Here is a 19,256-nt window from a genome sequence, read left to right as displayed (position 1 = left end):
TTAAATATTCATTCAATCTCTTTAATCCTGAAATAGACCAACCTGTGAATAACAACTTTTTATTTGTATCAGCTGAAAACGACGGAATACCAAATTGTAAAGCCGGAGGAATGGGCGATGTGGTCAGAGATGTGCCACGACATATCGCTGCACGTGGAGATACCGTTAATGTGGTGACTCCCTCTTACGGGAGATTGCATCAACAAGGGAAACCGGTTATGGAACTTAATTTCTCATACCGTGGCTATGATCAGCAGGCGGTAATTTACGAGGTGCCGGGTAAAAAGATCCTGCCGGGAATTGCCCATTACGTGATCGATCATCCGGATATAAAATCAGGAGATATAGCCCACATTTATTATAACGATCCCGTTCAGCCTTTTTTTCAGGATGCCAATGCCTTCTCTCTTTTTTGTATAGCAGTTGCAGAAGCAGTTAAGCAGGGAGTTTTTGGTAAACCGGATGTGGTGCATCTTCACGACTGGCATACGAGCCTGTTACTGTTCCTTAAAAAATATCACCCGTCATACGCTGTGTTGAGAAACTCACGTTGGGTTTACTCTATTCATAATCTCGCTATCCAGGGTATCAGGCCCTTCAGAGATAACGCTTCCTCACTGGAAGCATTTTACCCTGAGGTTGTGTTCAACGCAGAAGAACTGGTTGATCCCCGATATCCTGATTGTATCAATCTTATGGCTGTAGGGATCAGACATGCCGACGCGGTTCACACCGTATCACCCTCCTACCGGGAAGATGTACAGCAGGCCAGTAAGCCTCCGCATTTCATCGGCGGCGAAGGACTTGAGGCTGATCTGAAAAAGGCTGATAAGGAAGGACGGCTGTTTGGAATACTTAACGGATGTAATTATAATAATATCAGGGTGGCCGAAAAGGGTTGGTTGTGGAAGAACACGCTTTCTGACCTTTTTATCTGGTTGCAACAGCCTAATAAGAAGTATAAGTCTGATTTTCTGGCCCACACGGGGCACAAGATTACCAGGCTTCTAAGCCATAAACCGGACTTTGTTTGCTGTAGTGTGGCAAGACTCACCGAACAAAAGTTTTACTTCTATAAGGAAGATCCCGATCTGCTGCGGGAATTACTCGATATTTTAGAGCGCAGAAATGGGGTCTACATCATTTTAGGAACGGGGGCTCCTGAATATGAGGAGCTGTTCAGGTCGCTCAGTTATGAAAGGGAAAACTTTTTATTTATCAACGCCCAGTCTGAAGATGTGATCGATTCCCTATATCTGGAATCTGATCTTTACCTCATGCCCAGTCTGTTTGAGCCCTGTGGTATCAGCCAAATGCTGGCTATGAGAAATGGTCAGCCCTGCCTGGTGAATCATACCGGAGGTTTGAAAGATACTGTAGCACATATGAAAACCGGTTTCGCTTTTGAAGGAGAGACCCTTGATAAAAAGAAGCGATCGTTTGTCAAAGTTTTCAAAAAGGCACTTGATCTTTATTTCGATGAGCCGGAGAAATGGAAGGCAGTTTGCCGGGCGGCTTCAGAAGCGCGTTTTTCATGGGAGAACTCTGTAGATGACTATTACCGTGATCTGTATAAGCTGAAGGATGCAGATGACGAAGAAAATGGGAAGAAGAAAAAAAAGGCCGGTGCAAGACCCTGAAAGTTGTGGAGCGACCTTGAAGTTTAAATTGTTGAAAAATCGGGAATAAAGGGGGCTTTTACAGGCTAAAAACAACAAGGATTAACCCAATTTTAACACTTAATTTCGTAATTTCGCAACACTTAAAAAATAATATAAATCAAAGCAATATATGTCAGATAAAGCTACTTTACAGTACAACGGAAAGACTTTTGAGTTTCCGGTGGTGGAAGGCTCAGAAAATGAATTGGCGATCGATATAAAAACCTTGAGATCGAGTACCGGTATGATCACCCTGGACCCCGGTTTCAAAAATACCGGATCATGTGAAAGTGCTATCACTTACCTGGATGGTGAGAAAGGAATACTTCGGTACAGAGGATATGCCATCGAAGATCTCGCGGAAAAGGCAGACTTTCTGGAAGTAGCTTACCTCCTGATCTTTGGAGAGCTTCCCAATAAACAACAACTGGAGAAGTTTCATAATGACATTAAAGAAAATTCAGAGGTAGACGAAGATGTTAAAAAGATCGTAGATAGTTTTCCTCGATCAGCACACCCAATGGGAGTGCTTTCTTCCCTTACTTCAGCCCTTACGGCCTTTAATCCATCTTCCGTAGATATCAATTCTGAGGAAGATATGTATAATGCTATCGTTCGTATAATGGGTAAATTCCCTGTACTGGCTGCCTGGACTCTCAGAAAGATGAAGTCAAAGCCGTATGATTACGGAGATTCCACCCTTGGCTACGTAGAGAACATGCTGTATATGATGTTCAAAAAGCCCAATGAAACTTATAAGATGAATCCTGTGGTTGTAAATGCCCTGGATAAACTACTGATTCTGCATGCTGATCACGAACAGAACTGTTCAACATCAACCGTTCGTATTGTAGGTTCTTCTCATGCCGGTCTTTTCGCCTCTATCGCTGCCGGAGTTTCCGCTCTCTGGGGACCGCTGCACGGAGGGGCAAACCAGGCAGTGATCGAAATGCTGGAAAAGATCAAAGCTGACGGAGGTGATACTGAAAAGTATATGGAAAAGGCCAAAGACAAAGATGACCCTTTCCGCCTGATGGGCTTTGGACACCGGGTTTACAAGAATTTTGATCCTCGTGCCAAGATCATCAAGAAATCAGCCGATGAGGTGCTTGGAGACCTGGGGGTAGAAGATCCGATTCTTGAGATCGCTAAAGGACTTGAGAAACAAGCTTTGGAAGATCAGTATTTTGTTGATAGAAAACTCTATCCTAACGTAGATTTCTATTCAGGAATAATCTACCGCGCACTGGGGATACCTACAGAAATGTTTACAGTGATGTTTGCGTTGGGTCGTCTGCCCGGATGGATCGCTCAATGGCGTGAAATGAGGTTGCGTAAGGAACCTATCGGAAGACCCAGACAGGTTTACATAGGGAATAACCACAGAGAGTTTAAGGATCTGAAAGACAGGTCGTAAACGGAATAGAAAATTATTTTAGAAAAAAGCGGGAAAACGATTTAGTTTGATTTCCCGCTTTTCTTTATTTTGTCGACATTTTTAAAATCAGAGTATGAAAATACATGTTGCAGACGAAACCTCAAGATTGAAAGCGGTGATTTTGGGTACTGCTTTGAGTAATGGCCCTACGCCCTCGGCAGAGGAAGCCTATGACCCAAAATCGCTCGAACATATTTTAGCGGGTACTTATCCGGTTGAAGAGGATATGGTCAAAGAAATGGATGCATTCAAAACAGTTCTGGAAAAATACGATGTTACCGTATACAGACCCCGGATAATAAATGACTGCAACCAAATTTTTACCCGTGATATCGCGATGGTCATTGAAGATAAGCTCATCAAGTCAAATATTCTTCCTGACAGGGAAGATGAAAAGAAGGCCATCGAATACATCATAGAAAAGATACCTTCAGGGCAGGTGATTCAACCGCCGGAAGAAGTACATATCGAAGGAGGTGACGTTATGCTCTGGAAGGATCATATTTTTATCGGAACCTATAAGGGTGATGATTATCCTGACCAGATAACTGCGCGAACCAACATGCAAGCGGTTAGATTCATCAAAGAACTGTTTCCTCATAAAACGGTCAGGGAATTCGACCTGGTAAAATCCAAAACGGAAGCGCGGGATAACGCCTTGCATTTGGACTGCTGTTTTCAGCCTGTGGGTGATAACCTGGGTATTATCTACGAAGGAGGATTTCGCGATGTGAAAGATTATGAGTACCTGAGAGATTTATTCGGAAAAGAAAACCTCTTTCATATTACAAGAGATGAAATGTACCAGATGTTCAGTAACGTTTTTTCTATCGCCCCTGATGTGGTGGTTTCAGAAAGGAATTTTAAGCGTTTAAATGATTGGCTAAGATTACAAGGCCTTACTGTCGAAGAAATACCATATGCTGAAATTGCAAAGCAGGAAGGACTTTTACGTTGTTCGACCATGCCATTGCTAAGAGCATGATCACTTCAAAAAATTAAAAAAATGAAACAAGCTACCAATACCCTTTTGATGATTCGTCCGGTCAATTTCCGAATGAATGAACAGACCGCTGTAAATAATTACTTCCAGCAGGAGTTAGAAGAGAAGAGCCTTTCAGTCACCGCTGCTGCTCAGAAAGAATTTGATGATTTTGTGCAGAAACTACGCGCGAAGAATATAGAAGTGGTTGTGGTTGACGATACAGAAGACCCTGATACGCCCGATTCGATCTTTCCTAATAACTGGATATCTTTTCACAGGGAAGGCACCATTGCTTTGTACCCTATGTTCGCTGAAAACCGACGCCTGGAAAGACGCGAAGACGTTCTTCAACTGCTGGAGCAGCAAGGATTTCAGATCGATCAGGTATTGGATTATACCAGTGCAGAAGATGATGAGGTATTTCTTGAAGGAACCGGGAGCATTGTGCTTGATCGTGAAAATAAAAAGGCTTATTGCGCATTATCGCCACGGGCCGACGAAGATCTGTTTATAGAATTTTGTGAAGATTTCGAATATTTTCCGGTAATCTTTAATGCTTATCAGTCTGTTGGTAAGGAAAGGAAGCAGATCTATCACACCAATGTTCTCATGTGTATGGCTGATCGTTATGCAGTTATTTGTCTTGACACCATCGATGACAAGAAGGAGCGTAAGAATGTAACCGATCATCTGAAAATGGACGGAAAGGAGATCATTGAGATCAGTGAGGAACAGATGAATCACTTTGCCGGGAACATGTTGCAGGTGGTTTCGAAGGAGGGAACTCCATATCTTGTAATGAGTGAAGCTGCCTATCGTTCACTAACCGATGAACAAAGAGAAAAACTGGAAGGCTATAATGAAATTATCTATAGTCCGCTTACCACAATAGAAACTTTAGGTGGAGGAAGTGCCCGCTGCATGATGGCAGAGGTGTTTCTGCCCAAAAAACAGTAAATTACCTTCCTGAAGAAATGGCCCGGCTCCATCTTTTGATCGTCCGGGCCTGTTTCTGCTCTGAATTCAAGAAAGGAAAACAGCTGCTATGTTGTCAAAAAAAACCAAATACGGCCTGAAGGCACTGACTTATATGGCCAAAAAAGGAGGGAATGAGCCCATACTGATATCTGAAATTTCTGAAAAGGAAAATATTTCAAAAAAATTCCTGGAAATCATCTTGCTGCAATTGAAAAATGCGGGCTTTCTTGGTTCCAAGAAGGGAAAGGGCGGGGGCTATTACCTGATCAAATCGCCTGAAAAAATTACGGTTGCTGCATTGATCAGAATTCTTGAGGGGCCGATCGCGATGCTCCCCTGCGTAAGTCTGAACTTTTATGAGAAATGTGACGATTGTCCTGATGAAGAGACTTGTTCGCTGAGCAGGCTTATGATAGAGGTAAGAGACAGTACCTTACAAGTGCTGGAAAACAAAACGCTGGCAGATCTCACATAATTAAAACCAATAAAGTCTATTAATTTACTAGGGTATTTATATATTTGCCTTTTGAGGTAAACACAAAATAGATATGAATACCGAAAGTATCAATACAGAATTAAAGGACAGAAGCCCGGAAGAAATAATCATTTGGGCACTTGAGAAGGCTGAAAGGCCCGTGATTACAACTAATTTCAGGCCCTATGAAGCTGTTATCCTGCATGCGGTAACACGTTTGATGCCTGAAATCCCTGTAATATGGTGTGATACCGGGTATAATACGGCCCATACTTACCGATATGCCGAAAATCTTATTGAGGAATTGGGCCTGAACATTCATCTTTATGTTCCCAAACAGACCGTTGCTCATCGGGAAGTGATTATGGGAATTCCTGATATCGATGATCCCCTTCACGAAAAATTTACCTACCAGGTCAAGTTGGAACCATTCAAACGGGCCATGCGGGATCTGAATCCGGATTTGTGGTTTACCAACCTCAGAAAAGGTCAGACCGCGTTACGAGACTCGTTAGACATCGTCTCCACAGACAGGGATGAACGTATCAAGGTAAGTCCGTTCTATCATTATTCAGATAAAGAACTGGACCGGTATATGGATGGGTTCAGGTTGGAGAATGAAAATCGTTACTTTGATCCCACTAAAGTACATGGAAATCGTGAATGCGGATTGCATCTTTCCTAAGAGTTTATCCTTCAGGAGTATAGGAACAGAACCGGTATCATACCGGTTTTTTTTGTGGTTATACAAAATGTGAGTCATATATTTATGAGAAATTTTACCGATAAATAAAGATGAAACTGAACAAGCTTATTTTAGTATCCTGTGCAGCGGTGCTGCTTGGTTGCGGCCCAAAAATTGTTGACAGACCCGTTTCTTTCGATCAGGAAAGAGAGGAACTTACCATCGCCTACCTCGATGAGCGATATGGTCTTCAGCAGGATGTACCCACTATCGATCCGAAAATGGTAGTGATACACTGGACAGCCATCCCAAGCCTTGAAAAATCGTTCGACGCATTTCGGGATTCCAAACTACCAAACTGGAGGCCTGAGATCGCAGGTGCAGGGGCCCTGAACGTATCTGCTCATTTCCTGATAGCACAAGACGGAACCATTTACAGGCTGATGCCTGAAACAACCATGGCCCGACACGTGATCGGGTTGAACCATTGTGCGATAGGAATCGAAAATGTGGGGGGAACAAAAGAAACTCCTCTTACCGAAGCACAGCTGCGCAGTAATATTCAACTGGTAGAATATCTTTCAAAAAAATATCCCATTGATTATGTGATAGGACACCACGAGTACAGACTTTTCGAAGGTCATCCCTTATGGCTGGAAAAGGACGAAGGATACCGTACCGAAAAATCAGACCCGGGAGATGATTTTATGACAAAAGTTCGTTCATCGTTTGAGGCTGACAAATTTAAACCCATACCTGAAAAATAAACCATGATGAAAGAATATTTCTTTTACCTGTTTTTGTTCTGTCAATGTATTGCTTTAAATGCCCAGGATTTCACAGGTTCTCTCTATGCGTCATACGAAAAATATCAGGAGCCTTCACTTACCAAGAGAAGGGTCAAACACGAAGATCTGCTTCCGCTGATTTCAGGCTTAAAGAAAAAGACTGATGTTGAAGTTAATAAAGTCGGGCAGTCGATAGAAGGAAGAGATCTCTATTTGTTATCTCTGGGGTCAGGCGAAACCGATGTCTTCCTTTGGTCACAGATGCATGGCGATGAATCTACAGCTACCCTGGCAATCTTTGATATTTTGAATTTCTTTGATTCAAAAGATTTTAAAGATGAGAAGTCGTTACTTTTAAGTAATCTGCGTATCCATTTTTTACCTATGCTCAATCCCGACGGGGCTGAAAACTTCAGCAGAAGGAATCGTTTGGGTATCGATATTAACAGAGACGCACTGCGCTTACAATCGCCTGAATCAAAAACCCTGAAGCGGGTCAGAGACAGTCTGGAGGCCGATTTTGGTTTCAACCTGCATGACCAAAGTCGCTATTACAATGCCAACCTAACCGAGAAACCGGCCACGATTTCTTACCTGGCACCAGCCTATAACTACGATAAAGATGTGAATCTTGTCAGGGGTAATGCCATGAAAATCATCGTTCTGATGAATGAGGTTCTTCAGCGTTATGTTCCCGGTCAGGTCGGACGATATAACGACGATTTTGAACCTCGTGCTTTTGGAGACAACATTCAGAAATGGGGCACGAGTACCATTCTTATCGAATCGGGAGGAACCTATGATGACAGGGAAAAACAACGCATCAGAAAACTAAATTTTGTGTCTATTCTGACCGCACTCCATGCCATTGCCAATGAGAGTTATATAGGAATCGATAAAGACAGGTATTTTGAGATACCCAATAATGATCGTAAACTATTCGACCTTAAGCTTAAGGGGCTTACGCATGAATTGTTAGGTGACCGGTATATTCTGGATGTAGGTTTCTACAGATACGAAGTAGATAACGAAGCGCATTCAGACTTTTATCTGGCATCAGGTATAGGAGATGTCGGGGATTTGTCAACCTTCTTTGGTTATAAAAGCATCGATGTTTCAGGTTATGTGGCAGAACCGGCTAAGGTATATCCTCAGAAAGTTAAGAATCTGGAGGAGGCCGGAAAGTTGGATCACATGAATTTGATAGCGCAGGGGTATGGTTATTTACGCGTAGAGGAGATACCTGATTCCCTGACCCATGCAGAATTTCCAATGCATGTTATCAGTACCGATTATGAACCCGGGTTCGAACTTAAGGTAGGCAGCAATCCTACCTTCTACCTGAGTAAAGAAGGTAAGAAAACCCATTACGTTATTAACGGATTTATCATAGACCTGGAAAAAGCTGAAGCAGAGGAAATGACCTTCAGAAACTCACTTATTTATCGCTAAGCTTTTTTGTGCTTAGCTCCCTTACAAAATGAAAGGTTATGTAGGGAATAAAAAATGAAAAGGGAAGAGAGGTAACGATCAACATGATTTGCAGGATGTTAAGTACATCGATTTCCTGCCTCACGTTGCTTAAGATTAAAAGTCCGATACCTGTTAAAGCCATAAGCACCGACCATAACAGTCGGTGCTTTTTATTTGGATCTGTTACACCCCGATCACTGAACATGCTTAGAACGTATACCGCTGAATCTACTGAGGTCACCAGAAAACCGATCAAAAGTATAATGATAAGCGGGTTTATGACGAAGTCAAAAGGGAGGAAGGAAAAGAAAACAAAGATTGAACTGAATTCATCACTGAATTGTCCGGAATAGGAACCCCATTCAGTAATCAGGCTCATGGCAGTATGACCAAAAACCGAGAACCAGAAGAAACTTGCCAGAGAAGGAATAATCATAACCCCCAGAACAAACTCTCTGATGGTTCTTCCCTTCGAGATCCTGGCTATAAAAACGCCTGTAAATGGAGCCCATGAGATCCAAAAAGCCCAATAGTAATAGGTCCAGTCTTTCAAAAAAACTTCCCCGGGATTATAATCACCCCAGGCGAGACTTAACAGAATAAAATCTTTGATATACTCCCAAAGGCTGTTGAAGAAGGAAATAAGTATGCCTGACATATCACCCATGACCATAGTAAAAAATAACAGAGACAGGGTTAACAGGATGTTGAAATTAGAGATTGATTTTATTCCGCGATTCAGGCCTGACCAGACTGAAATAAAGGCAAGGGTCATGATCAGTATCAAAAATGTAATATTGGTTTCAATACCGAGATCGTATTTAGAGAGAAAGCTGAGTCCTCCGGTGATCTGTGTCGTTCCCAGACAGATCGCAGCAACAACACCGATAACTGTAGTGAGAATCACCAGTAAATCGATCGTTTTTAAAATTCGCTTATTTCTTACCTGGTTTTCCACCGCAGCACTGACCAGGATGAGCTTGCCTTTTGTAAAGAATGCATACCCTATGATCAGGGCAAAAAGGGCATAAAACGCCCAGGCTGTCAGTCCCCATTGGTAGAAGGTGTATTCCAGAGCCACAACCGGGGCAGGTTCTCCTGTGCTCACCGGTGGATTGAGAAACATATAAACCGGTTCCTGTACTGCTCGCAATAAGACGCCGGCCCCCATCCCGGCACTATAGAGCATGGCGATCCAGGACCACCTGGAATGTTCAGGTCTGTCTGTTGCTTTGCCAATTCTTTTCGATCCTAAGGGAGACAGAGCAAGGCCGCATAAAAGCAGTACACAGCCCAGTCCGAGCCAAAGATAATAGCGTCCAAATAAAGAGCGTATCCAGGCAGAAAGAACGCTGGTAAGCTGGAAAACCGCCTCTGTAAACAGGATCATACCCAGGGAGAATATGAGTATGAGAAGCACTGAGAAGACCAGTAATTTATTCCTGTTTACGTAAGATTTTAAAAACATGAGAATGAATATAGGGAATAATGAGTGAATATGACTTCACTGCTGAGGGTCTTGTATTTAATCATTCATTTTTGTCTTTTGAACTGGTTTCATTATCGGGTTCGTCTATAATCGGTTAAATTAGAGTGTATTACCAAAAAGGGCTCCGAATGTTATTCAATTCTTTTGATTTCTTATTCTTTTTCCCCTTAGTAGCATTGGTATTTTATCTACTACCGCATTTTATCAGATGGGCCTGGCTCTTGCTGGCCAGTTATTTTTTTTATATGTGGCTGGAGCCAAGCCTGATTATACTATTGATGGCCTCCACCTGTCTCGATTATTTCTGTGCCCTGAAAATGGAACAGATCAATCAGCTAAAGCGGAGAAAATTTTATCTCTGGCTGAGTATCGGCGGTAACCTGGGAATGTTGTTCTTCTTCAAGTATTTTATTTTCTTCACCGAGAGCTCAAGAGCCATACTTGCTTTTTTCGGAATCGACTGGTTACCTGAGATGAGCAATGAAACCTATTCATTCAATAAGATTTTACTTCCGATAGGGATCAGTTTTTACACCTTTCAGACACTTAGCTACAGTATAGATGTATACCGAAGAGAGATCAAGCCAATCAGACATTTCGGGAAATACGCGTTGTATGTGGCGTTTTTCCCTCAGCTGGTAGCAGGTCCTATCGAGCGGGCACATCGCCTGATCCCGCAGTTCTATAAAAAGATAAAACTCGATATCCGTTCGATCAAGATTGGTATCACGATGATGGCATGGGGGTTCTTTTTAAAGCTGGTGGTTGCAGACCGACTTGGAGTGTATGTTGATGAAGTGTTTTATGATCCTTCCAGGCATCGCGGATTACCGCTTTTTATCGGCAGTCTGTTTTTCTCATTTCAGATTTATTTTGATTTTTCAGCATATTGTACTATTGCTGTAGGTGCCGCAAGGGTATTGGGTTACGATCTGATGCAAAACTTCAACAAGCCGATATTTATGAAAAGTTTCGGCGACTTCTGGCGTCGCTGGCATATATCTCTGATGCTGTGGTTGCGGGACTATCTTTATATCCCGCTCATCAGAAAGTTCGGTACGACCAAGGCCATGGCCGCTATGATCGTTTTTGTGTGTAATGGTTTGTGGCATGGTGCTAACTGGACATTTGTAGTCTGGGGAGCCATCTGTGGTTTATTTATGTTACTGGAAGCATCTACAAAGAATCTTCGGCACAGACTCCTCCAGTATTTTGGGATATCAAGAAAGTCACTGGGATTGCGTTTGGTTACCTGGGCTGCTGTTTTTCTTTCCCTGTCAACCTCGCTTATTTTCTTTCGCTCTCCAGACATAGGTACGGCAGCGATCTATCTGAGAAGAATGGTGAGCTTAAGTTCAACCTACGTTAATGTTACGCAGGATTATCTGGAGCTGGCTTTATGCTTTTTCCTGATCATAGTTGTTCAGACTATTCATTATTTCAAAGGGAATGACAAGGTATATGAATTGGTTACCTTCAGGCCCGTACAGGTTCGTTGGGGAATATACCTGACGTTTATACTGGTTATCGTACTTTTCAGTGTGAACCGGCAGAACAATTTTATATATTTTCAATTTTGAAGGAGATCAGAATATTTATAGGAAAGATCCTTGTGCTGGCCCTCTTGCTGGCAGGAACTTATATTCTTTTTTCCTGGGTTTTGACCCGTGGTTTTGTTGGAGATGATTACCCGAAATTCACACATCGTGCCCCCAACCTGATTCTTGGGCTTTCAAGGGCGCATTACGGTATCGACCCCCAGACCCTTGCGGCTTCTCTTGATGTACCTTACCAGAAGGAATTCCTGAATTTTGCCTTTGAAAAGTCTCAGTCACCTTACGGAGAGGTCTATCTCAATGCCATTAAGAAAAAAATACCCGACAGCACAACAACCGGGATTTATATATTGGGAGTGTCTCCCGGAAGTTTTTCTGCCCCTGACAGAATGAGCAGTGATGCTGAGGTTTTTGAGTTCGATCAGAAAATGATGATCGCGAAAGTCGAAAATCTTAATGCGCATCCGAATTTTGAATATGTAAGAGAATGTTTTGGCCGGTCTTTGTATAAAGGGATTTTACCTCATGAGCATCGCATTACCACTGTTTTTCATGACAACGGTTGGGAAGAGTTCAGACTTTCAGCCGGCGATTATCAGATCGATCAGGATCAGATCAGGTTTTGGCAACAGGAAACGGTAGAGGGCTATACCAAACTGGTGAAGGTGTTACCTGAATCCATTTCTGATTATCGTTTGCGTTGGTTCGAGAAAACCATAAAAACATTGCAAGGTCACGGGGAGGTATTTATAGTGCGTATACCCATGCATCCCGACCTCCTGAAGCTTGAAGAGCAGATCTGGCCCGAAATGGATTCCCTTATGACAGGGTTTGCAAAAAGAAATGAGGTCTTGTATCTGAATTATGCTGATGCTGTAGAAGAAAGGTTTCAGACATATGATGCCTCACATCTTTACTCTGAGAGTGCTAAGGCATTTACAAGGCAGCTCGCCCGGGATATTTCGGATTATCTGAATAGTAAAAAAAAACCTATTCTGACGGAAGTAAGGGAATATTCAGGGAGGTAAGAACATCTTTTACATATCCATCATCCTTATATCTGAGTATCAACTGATAGTTCTGGTAATTTTCAGGAATCTTTACGTCAATGGAAGATGTTTCACCCAATTTTTTAATGGCTAGATGATTGCCGAAATCATCATTCTTTACCAGAAACCATTCAAGTGAATAGGGATTCCTGTTTTTGATGTATTTCCAATTTTTATCTTCAGCATGTCTTTTCATGGCATGGTACGTCATGGTCTTATTCTTACCAACCAGATCGGCAGGTTTCAGCACGCGTATTTTTAACTTGTTATAATCTGCAGGGATCTTTCTGTAGGAGTGTAGCAGGTCGCGATAAGCCGTTTTCTTATTGCCGTAGTTATCAAGCAGCCCGTCAAAACTTACTACATCGCTTTCTCTCTGGTCCTGCCAGTTTCTCAGATAAAAAGAACCGTTCTGTATTTCGGGGAGTAGTTCAGGATCGATGTCGCTTATAAGGAATGCGATTTTTTCCTGACTCAGATATTTCCTAAGCAATTTAAAGGCTTCCGGATCACGAACTACCAAACCCAGCGCATCAATGCCTTCAACCTGATTTTGTAAAAGCCTGGTGTGATAAATAGCTTTCGCATTGGCATCGATCTCCACGATAACCGGTCTGTTGGGATCTTCAGCTTTGATATCAGCGATGAGTGAATTCAGCCATTCAAGATAATCCTGTTGAAAGTTATAGATCTCTGAGGTTTGTAATTTATTGTAATATGATGACAGCAAATCGTTACCCAGGTACCAGGAAGTGATGTCAGGGTTGCTTTTTAATTCTCTGATCTTTTTTATAAACTCCGTTTTGATTTCGTCAAAAGATCGTCTGTTAAACTGAAAGTTATTGTTTTCAGGAAGCCAGAGCCCATAACTTACTTTAAGTCCTTTTTCTCTTATCAGCCTGAAAAAATTATAATGATAAATTTCACTTCCATAATACTTGACCTGGTTTAGGCCGATATCTTTCATGAGGTTGAAATCCTGATCCAGGGTATTGCGATCGAGCACCTGGTAATTTTTATACCAGTTCTGACCCTTCTTATAGTTCACTCCCCGTATGTTTTTTGTGATGGCATAATTTTGAATTTTATGCCTGGGTTCAAGGTCCTCAAAGGACTGGAATTTTTCCGTGGCCGCATCTTTAAGTTCCCATAGCTTCAATTTTATAGAGTCGGGATCATTTATCGACCAGTCAAGGCTCGCCAATTCGATATGATCAGGAATATTTTGATCGATATTGCTGTTGAAAAATACAATTGACTTTATTTCCTGGTAATTCAGAAATATCGATTCCAGGCTGCTCATAAGCCAGTCATTCTGATGACCGTTCAAGTTAAGACTCCCGAATTCAGCAATAATGACAGGCTTGTCTATTTGTGCATCGAGCAGTGCTTCCCGGAACGGATTATAAATACGTTCAAATGGAGTAATCCCCTGGCCTCCCAAGATATCGCTGTAGTTCAATCCGGTTATTCCGACAAAGTCTACATAGGCATCACCCGGGTAATAGTTCTTTATGGCTTCTGATTTCCAGGGGTTCCATATCCAGGAAACATTGGTCACCCCCTGATCCTTGAATCTGTTCCAAACATACCGCCAGGCTCTCTTAAACTCCTGGCTGTTATTGCCGCCTGTCTTAGACCAGGGGTAATCAGGATTGTCGAACTCATGAGCAAAACGTATGTACACCGGATTCTCATAATTGCTGATCTCTTCGGCGAAACGATCTATGTAAGTATCAAAGGTTCCGCGGGTGATTTGCCTGTATACCTCCCTCTCACGTGATAGTTGATCATCTTCTCTGCTGAAACTGAAATTGCTGGCCCAGGGTTCCCAGGTGATCATCGGGGTGTAATCGTTGTTCTTTCGGTTGTCAAGTATTTCAGTGAGTCCCTCAAGGTCTTTTGAATCTCCCCATGGAACATAGTGCGAAATGATATCGAACTTCAATTTTAAAGCTTTCTCTACCCGGTCTACAGAAGCCATGTCTGAAGGGCCGTTAATAAGACTGGGGTGGTATATTCCCAGTGATTTTACAGGAAGTCTCGGCAGGGGATTACGGGGAGTCACTCCTTCCCACCTTAGGTAATTCATCTGGTATACCAGCAGGGCTGAAATCACACAACTGAAAATCATAAGGGGAAGTGCTGTTTTCCTGGCAACCCGATAGAGACCGTGCCTGAAATGATAAAACCTGACCTTGGCTGCGTGTTTTGCTGCATACCATTTTTTGGAAAGGCCTTCCTCGAACATCTCTATATTTCTCGACCGATGACTTCCCAAATAGATTGTAAAGAACATAAAGAAAGCATTCAGCAAGGCAAAACCAGACATCAGGATACTGAAGGGGGTAAGGTTCATCAACAGGCCATAGGCGATGGCTGCGATAGAGAGTAAACCCATAATTATATTGGGGGCAAGAATTTTCCAGCTTGTTTTGTCTTCTCCTGTTTTTGGTGTGGGTAAATAGGGTACTTTCTTTTTAAAAAAAGTGTAAATAATACCGACGCAAAATACCCACCATGCCGTTATCTGTAAAAGCCCTCCGACCACGTGAAACCCTCTTTCGCTTTCCTCCATGACCCATCTCTGAACATAGGTTCTGACAAGTATGACACTCGCTATAAGCGGAATGCATATAAAACCAAAGAAAACCATATTTCCCTTCCATGGAGTGGTGGAGGTCGTAAGTGCTATAATAGGTATCAGGAAATTGATCAGGTAAAAGAAGCCAATAAGGTAATGCAGGGGAAGACTGGCATAATGCAGTCGTTGTCTCCAGTTAAAATTCTTAAAGAGCTTTGGGTATACCCGAAACAGTAATTCCATAGTGCCCCTTGACCATTTAAGCTGTTGCTTATAATACGCCGTGAGAGATGAAGGTACCAAACCTCTGGCCAGCACTCTTGGAAGATAAACCGATTTCCATCCTTTAGCATGCAGTTGCATCGAAGTATGCATATCTTCTGCAAGTCCGGGCGCATGACCACCGATCGAGTCAAGAGCAGCCCGCCTGAAAGTACAGTTGGCTCCGATAGCGTTGACAGTACCATATGAGTTCATTCCCATCATCATGGGGCCATAAAAATGAAAGGTTTGCTGGGCCGCACCTTTGGCCACATATGATTCGTGCAGGTTCTTATATGCCTGTACGATCTGTACATACCCGATATCGGGATCCTCAAAATAGGGTAAGATAGGATCGAGGAATTCCGGAGCAGGAACATGATCCGGATCGAGTATCACACAGATATCTCCTTTAGCTTTTGTTCTGAGTGCATTGTTGATATTTCCGGCCTTGGCATCAATCCGGTTATCACGGGTAACGTGAACGATATCATTTCTTTTACAGAAGTCTATAAGCCTGGGGTCATTGGCTTCGTCGCAGAGAATGGTCGTATGTGGGTATCTTACGTTTTTCATGGCTTCGAGAGTATTCTCGATCATATCGTAGGGCTCTCCCGGGAAATAGGTAGTGAGCATGTCAACAGTGAGGTGACGCTTCATGTTCTTTTTCTCAGGGGTTGATATGCTCCAGTAATGATACCATTCATATAGAACGCGTATAGCACTGTAGGCCAGTGTAGCGGTGAGCAACCCAAATAGGAGTGCATTATCAATCAGTTCAAGAGAGAAAAACCAGAACGCAAAATTGATGATGCTCAACAAGCCGATCACGATCAGAAATCGCAGGGTGAGCTTCTCTTTTTTGGAGGGAGGATGCAGTTTGATTTTTCGCTTCATGTTAGTTATCCTTAATCACAAAAAAGGGGGTGTTGGCTGAAGAAAAACTTCCGTTTTCATGGGTCACATAACAAAACAGTCGATAGGGACCTTCCCGATCAGGGGTTTTTATTACCGCTTGATTGTCATAGCTTGCAGTTATGAGATGGTTGAGGTCATCGGGTTTATCTTCCTTATCATACCTGACATGGTCCCAGGCCTCGGGCAGGATCTCCCAGGATATTTCGATACGATCACAATCATCTGCTTCGTAATAGATCGCCGCGTTGAGCAGGGCACCGGGTTTTAATACCATATTTTCTTCAGCACCTTTTCCGTCAATAAGCATATAGCCTATTTTTGGAGCTTCTCCGGAGACCGTTTCCCGCTGTTCAAAGAGGTCATTCAAATGATATACCATCTGACTTTTGCGTCCTTTTTCATCGAACAGGCTGAACCATGTATGTGTTCTCTCGTGTTTACGGCCCCAGTAGAATACCAGGTTTCCCATACATCGGTCACCGAGTTGTTTGATCTGTTCTGTGTATCTTTCTGCAATCCGCTCAGCCTTTTTTTCACTTGTAGGCTCTATGGGTGAACCCCATTTGGTGGTTTTAACTTCCCACGGACCTTCATCGCCCCATTCGCTGATAAGATAGGGTCCGTTCCAGATCAGTTTAATCTTGTCCAGCTCTTTTTGCATTCTTTTCAGGTTGCCGAAAATGTTGATGGAAAGAAAATCCAGTTCCGAACTATGGGTCGCTATTTTGATGATGCGCTTTTTGGAAACAGAAGAAACCGCCGTGGAGACCGGGTGGTCACTATCTATTTCGTGTATGAGGTCGATCAGCGAATTATAAAACGATATGAACTCTTCTGCACTTGAATTAAAATATGAATCGGGATATAACACTTCATTACCGAGCATCCAGTAGAGCAATGCCGGATGGTCTTTGTATTTTAACACAAGGAACTCCACCTCTTTGTAGATGTCATTTTTTATTCGCTCACTGGCATAGACATTATATTTTTCGTTGTAACGTGGTAAGGGTATGTCTACAATAACCGAGAGTCCATGCTTCATGGCAGAATCCAGGTTTGATTGTAATTGCAAGGTATCGTAGAATCGAATTGTATTGCCGCCGATATCGCGCAGCAGTTCCATCTGAGTGGCTTCCCCTGCGGCTCCTTTAATATATAGGGGTTCTCCATCTTTGAAGATGCGGTAAGTGTCACCGGTCTTGCCAACATAGACCTTCGAACCGATTTTCGGGTCACTTTTTTCCGAGCAGCCGGAGAAACAGCAGGCCAGGATGATCGTGCACAGAAGAATAACAGGTCTTAGGAGCATAGGTTGTTCTGAATGAATGCTTTATAGAGAAAGTAAATTAATGATTACCCTCCGATGAATTCATAATTATCCCCAAGTCGACGAAAAATCAGATGAATTGCATGAGCTTTAAACCCTTTTCTTCTATGAGCATTCTCTGTAATAGCACTAATCGTTCACGGGAACTGAATCTTCGAGTGGCACCGTTGCGATATTTTTGATCATCTGGTCAAAAATGAAATAGTGAAAGGGGACCATGGCATACCAGTAAAGTCTTCCCCAAAGGCCTCGTGGTCTGAAAGTGGCAGTTTGATGTAAAACCTTGTTCTCATCGATATCGAATTCCAGCCAGGCTTCACCCGGCAGACGCATTTCTGCAAAAAGTAAAAGCCTTTTATTTTCCTTATCGGCCAGAAGAACCCTCCAAAAATCAAGGGAGTCGCCCGGAAATATCTTGTCGGGATGAGTACGGCCCCTGCGAAGGCCAACCCCTCCAGCTAATTTATCCAAAAAGCCCCTGATCTTCCACATCCAGTCACCGTAATACCATCCCGTATCTCCTCCTATTCTCCAGATTCTTTCGAGTACCGCTTCAGGATCCTGGATCTGAATGCTTTTGTGATCACGAAGCACGCCATAACTGGGAACCCGAATATACTTGTTCAGGTCTTTTTTGAACCGTCCGCTTACCATGCTGTCTTTCCAGCTGCTAACCACCATATTCTGTTCGATCTTGATAAAAGCCATTTCGATGGCTTCCACATATGTATGGGTTTTTATACCGAGCATTTCCTGCAGTCTTTTATCCTTGGCGATTACCTCAGTTTTCATACTGTCGACCAAATTCATGGCGAGTTTGTATGAGGTGGAAGTAACGAAATACAGCCAGTAGGATGACAGCTTGGGTGTCATGACAGGTACGGTAAATATCCAGTTTTTAAATCCTCTCGTTTTGGCATATAGTTGCAGCATTTGTTTGTAGCTCAGCACATTGGGTCCTGCTATATCAAAGCCGTCATCATAACAAGCCTCGTTTCCCAAAACCCCTGTAAGGAATTTTAGAACATCGCGTATGGCAATGGGTTGAGAGCGGGTCAAAACCCATTTAGGACAGATCATCACAGGAAGTTTTTCGCAAAGGTCCCTGATGATCTCAAAGGAGGAACTTCCTGAGCCAACGATAATACCGGCTCTCAAAACTGTAAGGTGAAAGTCTCCTTCCTTTAATATATTTTCTACGTTCTTTCGAGAGGCCAGATGCTTGGAAAGCTCTTCGTTATTTGCGATACCGCCGAGGTAAATCACCTGTTTGACCCCTGTGGGTTCAACATATTTGAGGAAATTTTTTGCAGCCTGAGCTTCCTTTTCGTCGAAGTCTGTGGTTGATGAGGTCATGGAATGAATAAGATAGTAGGCTGCATCTATATCATGAGGGATCTTATCAGGATCTGCCTCCTCGAGAAAATCGATCTCTATAATCTCGATCTGCGATCTGATATCGGGAGGCACCGAAAGTCTTTTTTCATCCCGAACCACACAAACCAATTCATGACCCAGTGGCAGCAGACTATGTAAGACTCGCATTCCTATGTAACCGTTAGCTCCTGTAAGTAAAACTTTCATGATGT

14 protein-coding genes are annotated in these 19,256 nt (G+C 42.8%); 10 read left to right on the top strand and 4 right to left on the bottom strand.

Going from position 1 to position 19,256, the window contains the following annotated elements; translation table 11 throughout:
* Positions 1-44 precede the first annotated feature (44 nt).
* The 8 genes from K7R10_RS05865 (at position 45) to K7R10_RS05830 (ending at position 8,462) form a co-directional block, all read left to right on the top strand.
* The gene (locus K7R10_RS05865) at positions 45-1,640 is read left to right on the top strand and encodes a glycogen synthase (RefSeq protein WP_224483757.1); all 1,596 of its coding nucleotides are present in this window, start codon (positions 45-47) and stop codon (positions 1,638-1,640) included.
* Between the two features lie 151 nt (positions 1,641-1,791).
* Complete coding sequence (locus K7R10_RS05860; protein ID WP_224483756.1) at positions 1,792-3,078, top strand: citrate synthase; 1,287 nt, start codon at positions 1,792-1,794, stop codon at positions 3,076-3,078.
* A 94-nt stretch (positions 3,079-3,172) separates the two neighbouring features.
* Positions 3,173-4,084, top strand: a complete 912-nt coding sequence (locus K7R10_RS05855; RefSeq protein ID WP_224483755.1) for a dimethylarginine dimethylaminohydrolase family protein — start codon at positions 3,173-3,175, stop codon at positions 4,082-4,084.
* Between the two features lie 21 nt (positions 4,085-4,105).
* Positions 4,106-5,041, top strand: coding sequence for a citrulline utilization hydrolase CtlX (gene ctlX / locus K7R10_RS05850; protein WP_224483754.1), 936 nt, complete (start codon positions 4,106-4,108; stop codon positions 5,039-5,041).
* An 88-nt stretch (positions 5,042-5,129) separates the two neighbouring features.
* Positions 5,130-5,537, top strand: coding sequence for an RrF2 family transcriptional regulator (locus tag K7R10_RS05845; protein ID WP_224483753.1), 408 nt, complete (start codon positions 5,130-5,132; stop codon positions 5,535-5,537).
* Positions 5,538-5,610: 73 nt separating this feature from the next.
* Positions 5,611-6,222, top strand: a complete 612-nt coding sequence (locus tag K7R10_RS05840; RefSeq protein ID WP_224483752.1) for a phosphoadenosine phosphosulfate reductase domain-containing protein — start codon at positions 5,611-5,613, stop codon at positions 6,220-6,222.
* 110 nt (positions 6,223-6,332) lie between these two features.
* Entirely contained in the window at positions 6,333-6,989 is a 657-nt protein-coding gene (locus tag K7R10_RS05835; protein ID WP_224483751.1) for an N-acetylmuramoyl-L-alanine amidase, read from the top strand.
* 3 nt (positions 6,990-6,992) lie between these two features.
* The gene (locus K7R10_RS05830) at positions 6,993-8,462 is read left to right on the top strand and encodes a M14 family zinc carboxypeptidase (protein WP_370631298.1); all 1,470 of its coding nucleotides are present in this window, start codon (positions 6,993-6,995) and stop codon (positions 8,460-8,462) included.
* Here K7R10_RS05830 and K7R10_RS05825 read toward each other — a convergent pair.
* Positions 8,449-9,951 carry a BCCT family transporter gene (locus K7R10_RS05825; RefSeq protein ID WP_224483750.1) on the bottom strand — a complete coding sequence of 501 codons (1,503 nt, stop codon included), beginning with the start codon at positions 9,949-9,951 and terminating at the stop codon, positions 8,449-8,451. The genes K7R10_RS05830 and K7R10_RS05825 overlap by 14 nt on opposite strands.
* 149 nt (positions 9,952-10,100) lie before the next feature.
* Between K7R10_RS05825 and K7R10_RS05820 the strand changes: the two genes are divergently transcribed.
* Together K7R10_RS05820 and K7R10_RS05815 are read left to right on the top strand one after the other, a co-directional pair.
* Positions 10,101-11,552 (top strand): MBOAT family O-acyltransferase, encoded by a 1,452-nt coding sequence (locus tag K7R10_RS05820; RefSeq protein WP_224483749.1) that lies wholly within the window; start codon positions 10,101-10,103, stop codon positions 11,550-11,552.
* Positions 11,549-12,556, top strand: a complete 1,008-nt coding sequence (locus K7R10_RS05815) for a hypothetical protein (protein WP_224483748.1) — start codon at positions 11,549-11,551, stop codon at positions 12,554-12,556. Before K7R10_RS05820 ends, K7R10_RS05815 begins: the two co-directional genes overlap by 4 nt.
* Here K7R10_RS05815 and K7R10_RS05810 read toward each other — a convergent pair.
* From K7R10_RS05810 to K7R10_RS05800, 3 genes are all read right to left on the bottom strand, one after another.
* Entirely contained in the window at positions 12,519-16,319 is a 3,801-nt protein-coding gene (locus K7R10_RS05810) for a glycosyltransferase (RefSeq protein ID WP_224483747.1), read from the bottom strand. The two genes, K7R10_RS05815 and K7R10_RS05810, sit on opposite strands and share 38 nt — an antisense overlap.
* A gap of 1 nt (position 16,320) precedes the next feature.
* A complete protein-coding gene (locus tag K7R10_RS05805) occupies positions 16,321-17,649 on the bottom strand; it encodes a glycoside hydrolase 5 family protein (RefSeq protein WP_224483746.1) in 1,329 nt (442 codons plus the stop codon).
* A gap of 147 nt (positions 17,650-17,796) precedes the next feature.
* On the bottom strand, positions 17,797-19,251 hold the full coding sequence (locus K7R10_RS05800; protein ID WP_224483745.1) for an SDR family oxidoreductase: 1,455 nt from the start codon (positions 19,249-19,251) through the stop codon (positions 17,797-17,799).
* Positions 19,252-19,256: the final 5 nt, after the last annotated feature.

Source organism: Robertkochia aurantiaca (genome assembly GCF_020166495.1).
GTDB classification, from domain to species: domain Bacteria; phylum Bacteroidota; class Bacteroidia; order Flavobacteriales; family Flavobacteriaceae; genus Robertkochia; species Robertkochia aurantiaca.
The sequence above is the reverse complement of the archived record's forward strand: the minus strand, read 5'-3'. Positions and strand labels throughout refer to the sequence as shown.

Coding starts and splice junctions, on each gene's coding strand:
- K7R10_RS05810 (WP_224483747.1), bottom strand. CDS start 16,319: ATGAAGCGAAAAATCAAACTGCATCCTCCCTCCAAAAAAGAGAAGCTC.
- K7R10_RS05830 (WP_370631298.1), top strand. CDS start 6,993: ATGATGAAAGAATATTTCTTTTACCTGTTTTTGTTCTGTCAATGTATT.
- ctlX (WP_224483754.1), top strand. CDS start 4,106: ATGAAACAAGCTACCAATACCCTTTTGATGATTCGTCCGGTCAATTTC.
- K7R10_RS05860 (WP_224483756.1), top strand. CDS start 1,792: ATGTCAGATAAAGCTACTTTACAGTACAACGGAAAGACTTTTGAGTTT.
- K7R10_RS05855 (WP_224483755.1), top strand. CDS start 3,173: ATGAAAATACATGTTGCAGACGAAACCTCAAGATTGAAAGCGGTGATT.
- K7R10_RS05805 (WP_224483746.1), bottom strand. CDS start 17,649: ATGCTCCTAAGACCTGTTATTCTTCTGTGCACGATCATCCTGGCCTGC.
- K7R10_RS05840 (WP_224483752.1), top strand. CDS start 5,611: ATGAATACCGAAAGTATCAATACAGAATTAAAGGACAGAAGCCCGGAA.
- K7R10_RS05820 (WP_224483749.1), top strand. CDS start 10,101: ATGTTATTCAATTCTTTTGATTTCTTATTCTTTTTCCCCTTAGTAGCA.
- K7R10_RS05835 (WP_224483751.1), top strand. CDS start 6,333: ATGAAACTGAACAAGCTTATTTTAGTATCCTGTGCAGCGGTGCTGCTT.
- K7R10_RS05845 (WP_224483753.1), top strand. CDS start 5,130: ATGTTGTCAAAAAAAACCAAATACGGCCTGAAGGCACTGACTTATATG.
- K7R10_RS05825 (WP_224483750.1), bottom strand. CDS start 9,951: ATGTTTTTAAAATCTTACGTAAACAGGAATAAATTACTGGTCTTCTCA.
- K7R10_RS05800 (WP_224483745.1), bottom strand. CDS start 19,251: ATGAAAGTTTTACTTACAGGAGCTAACGGTTACATAGGAATGCGAGTC.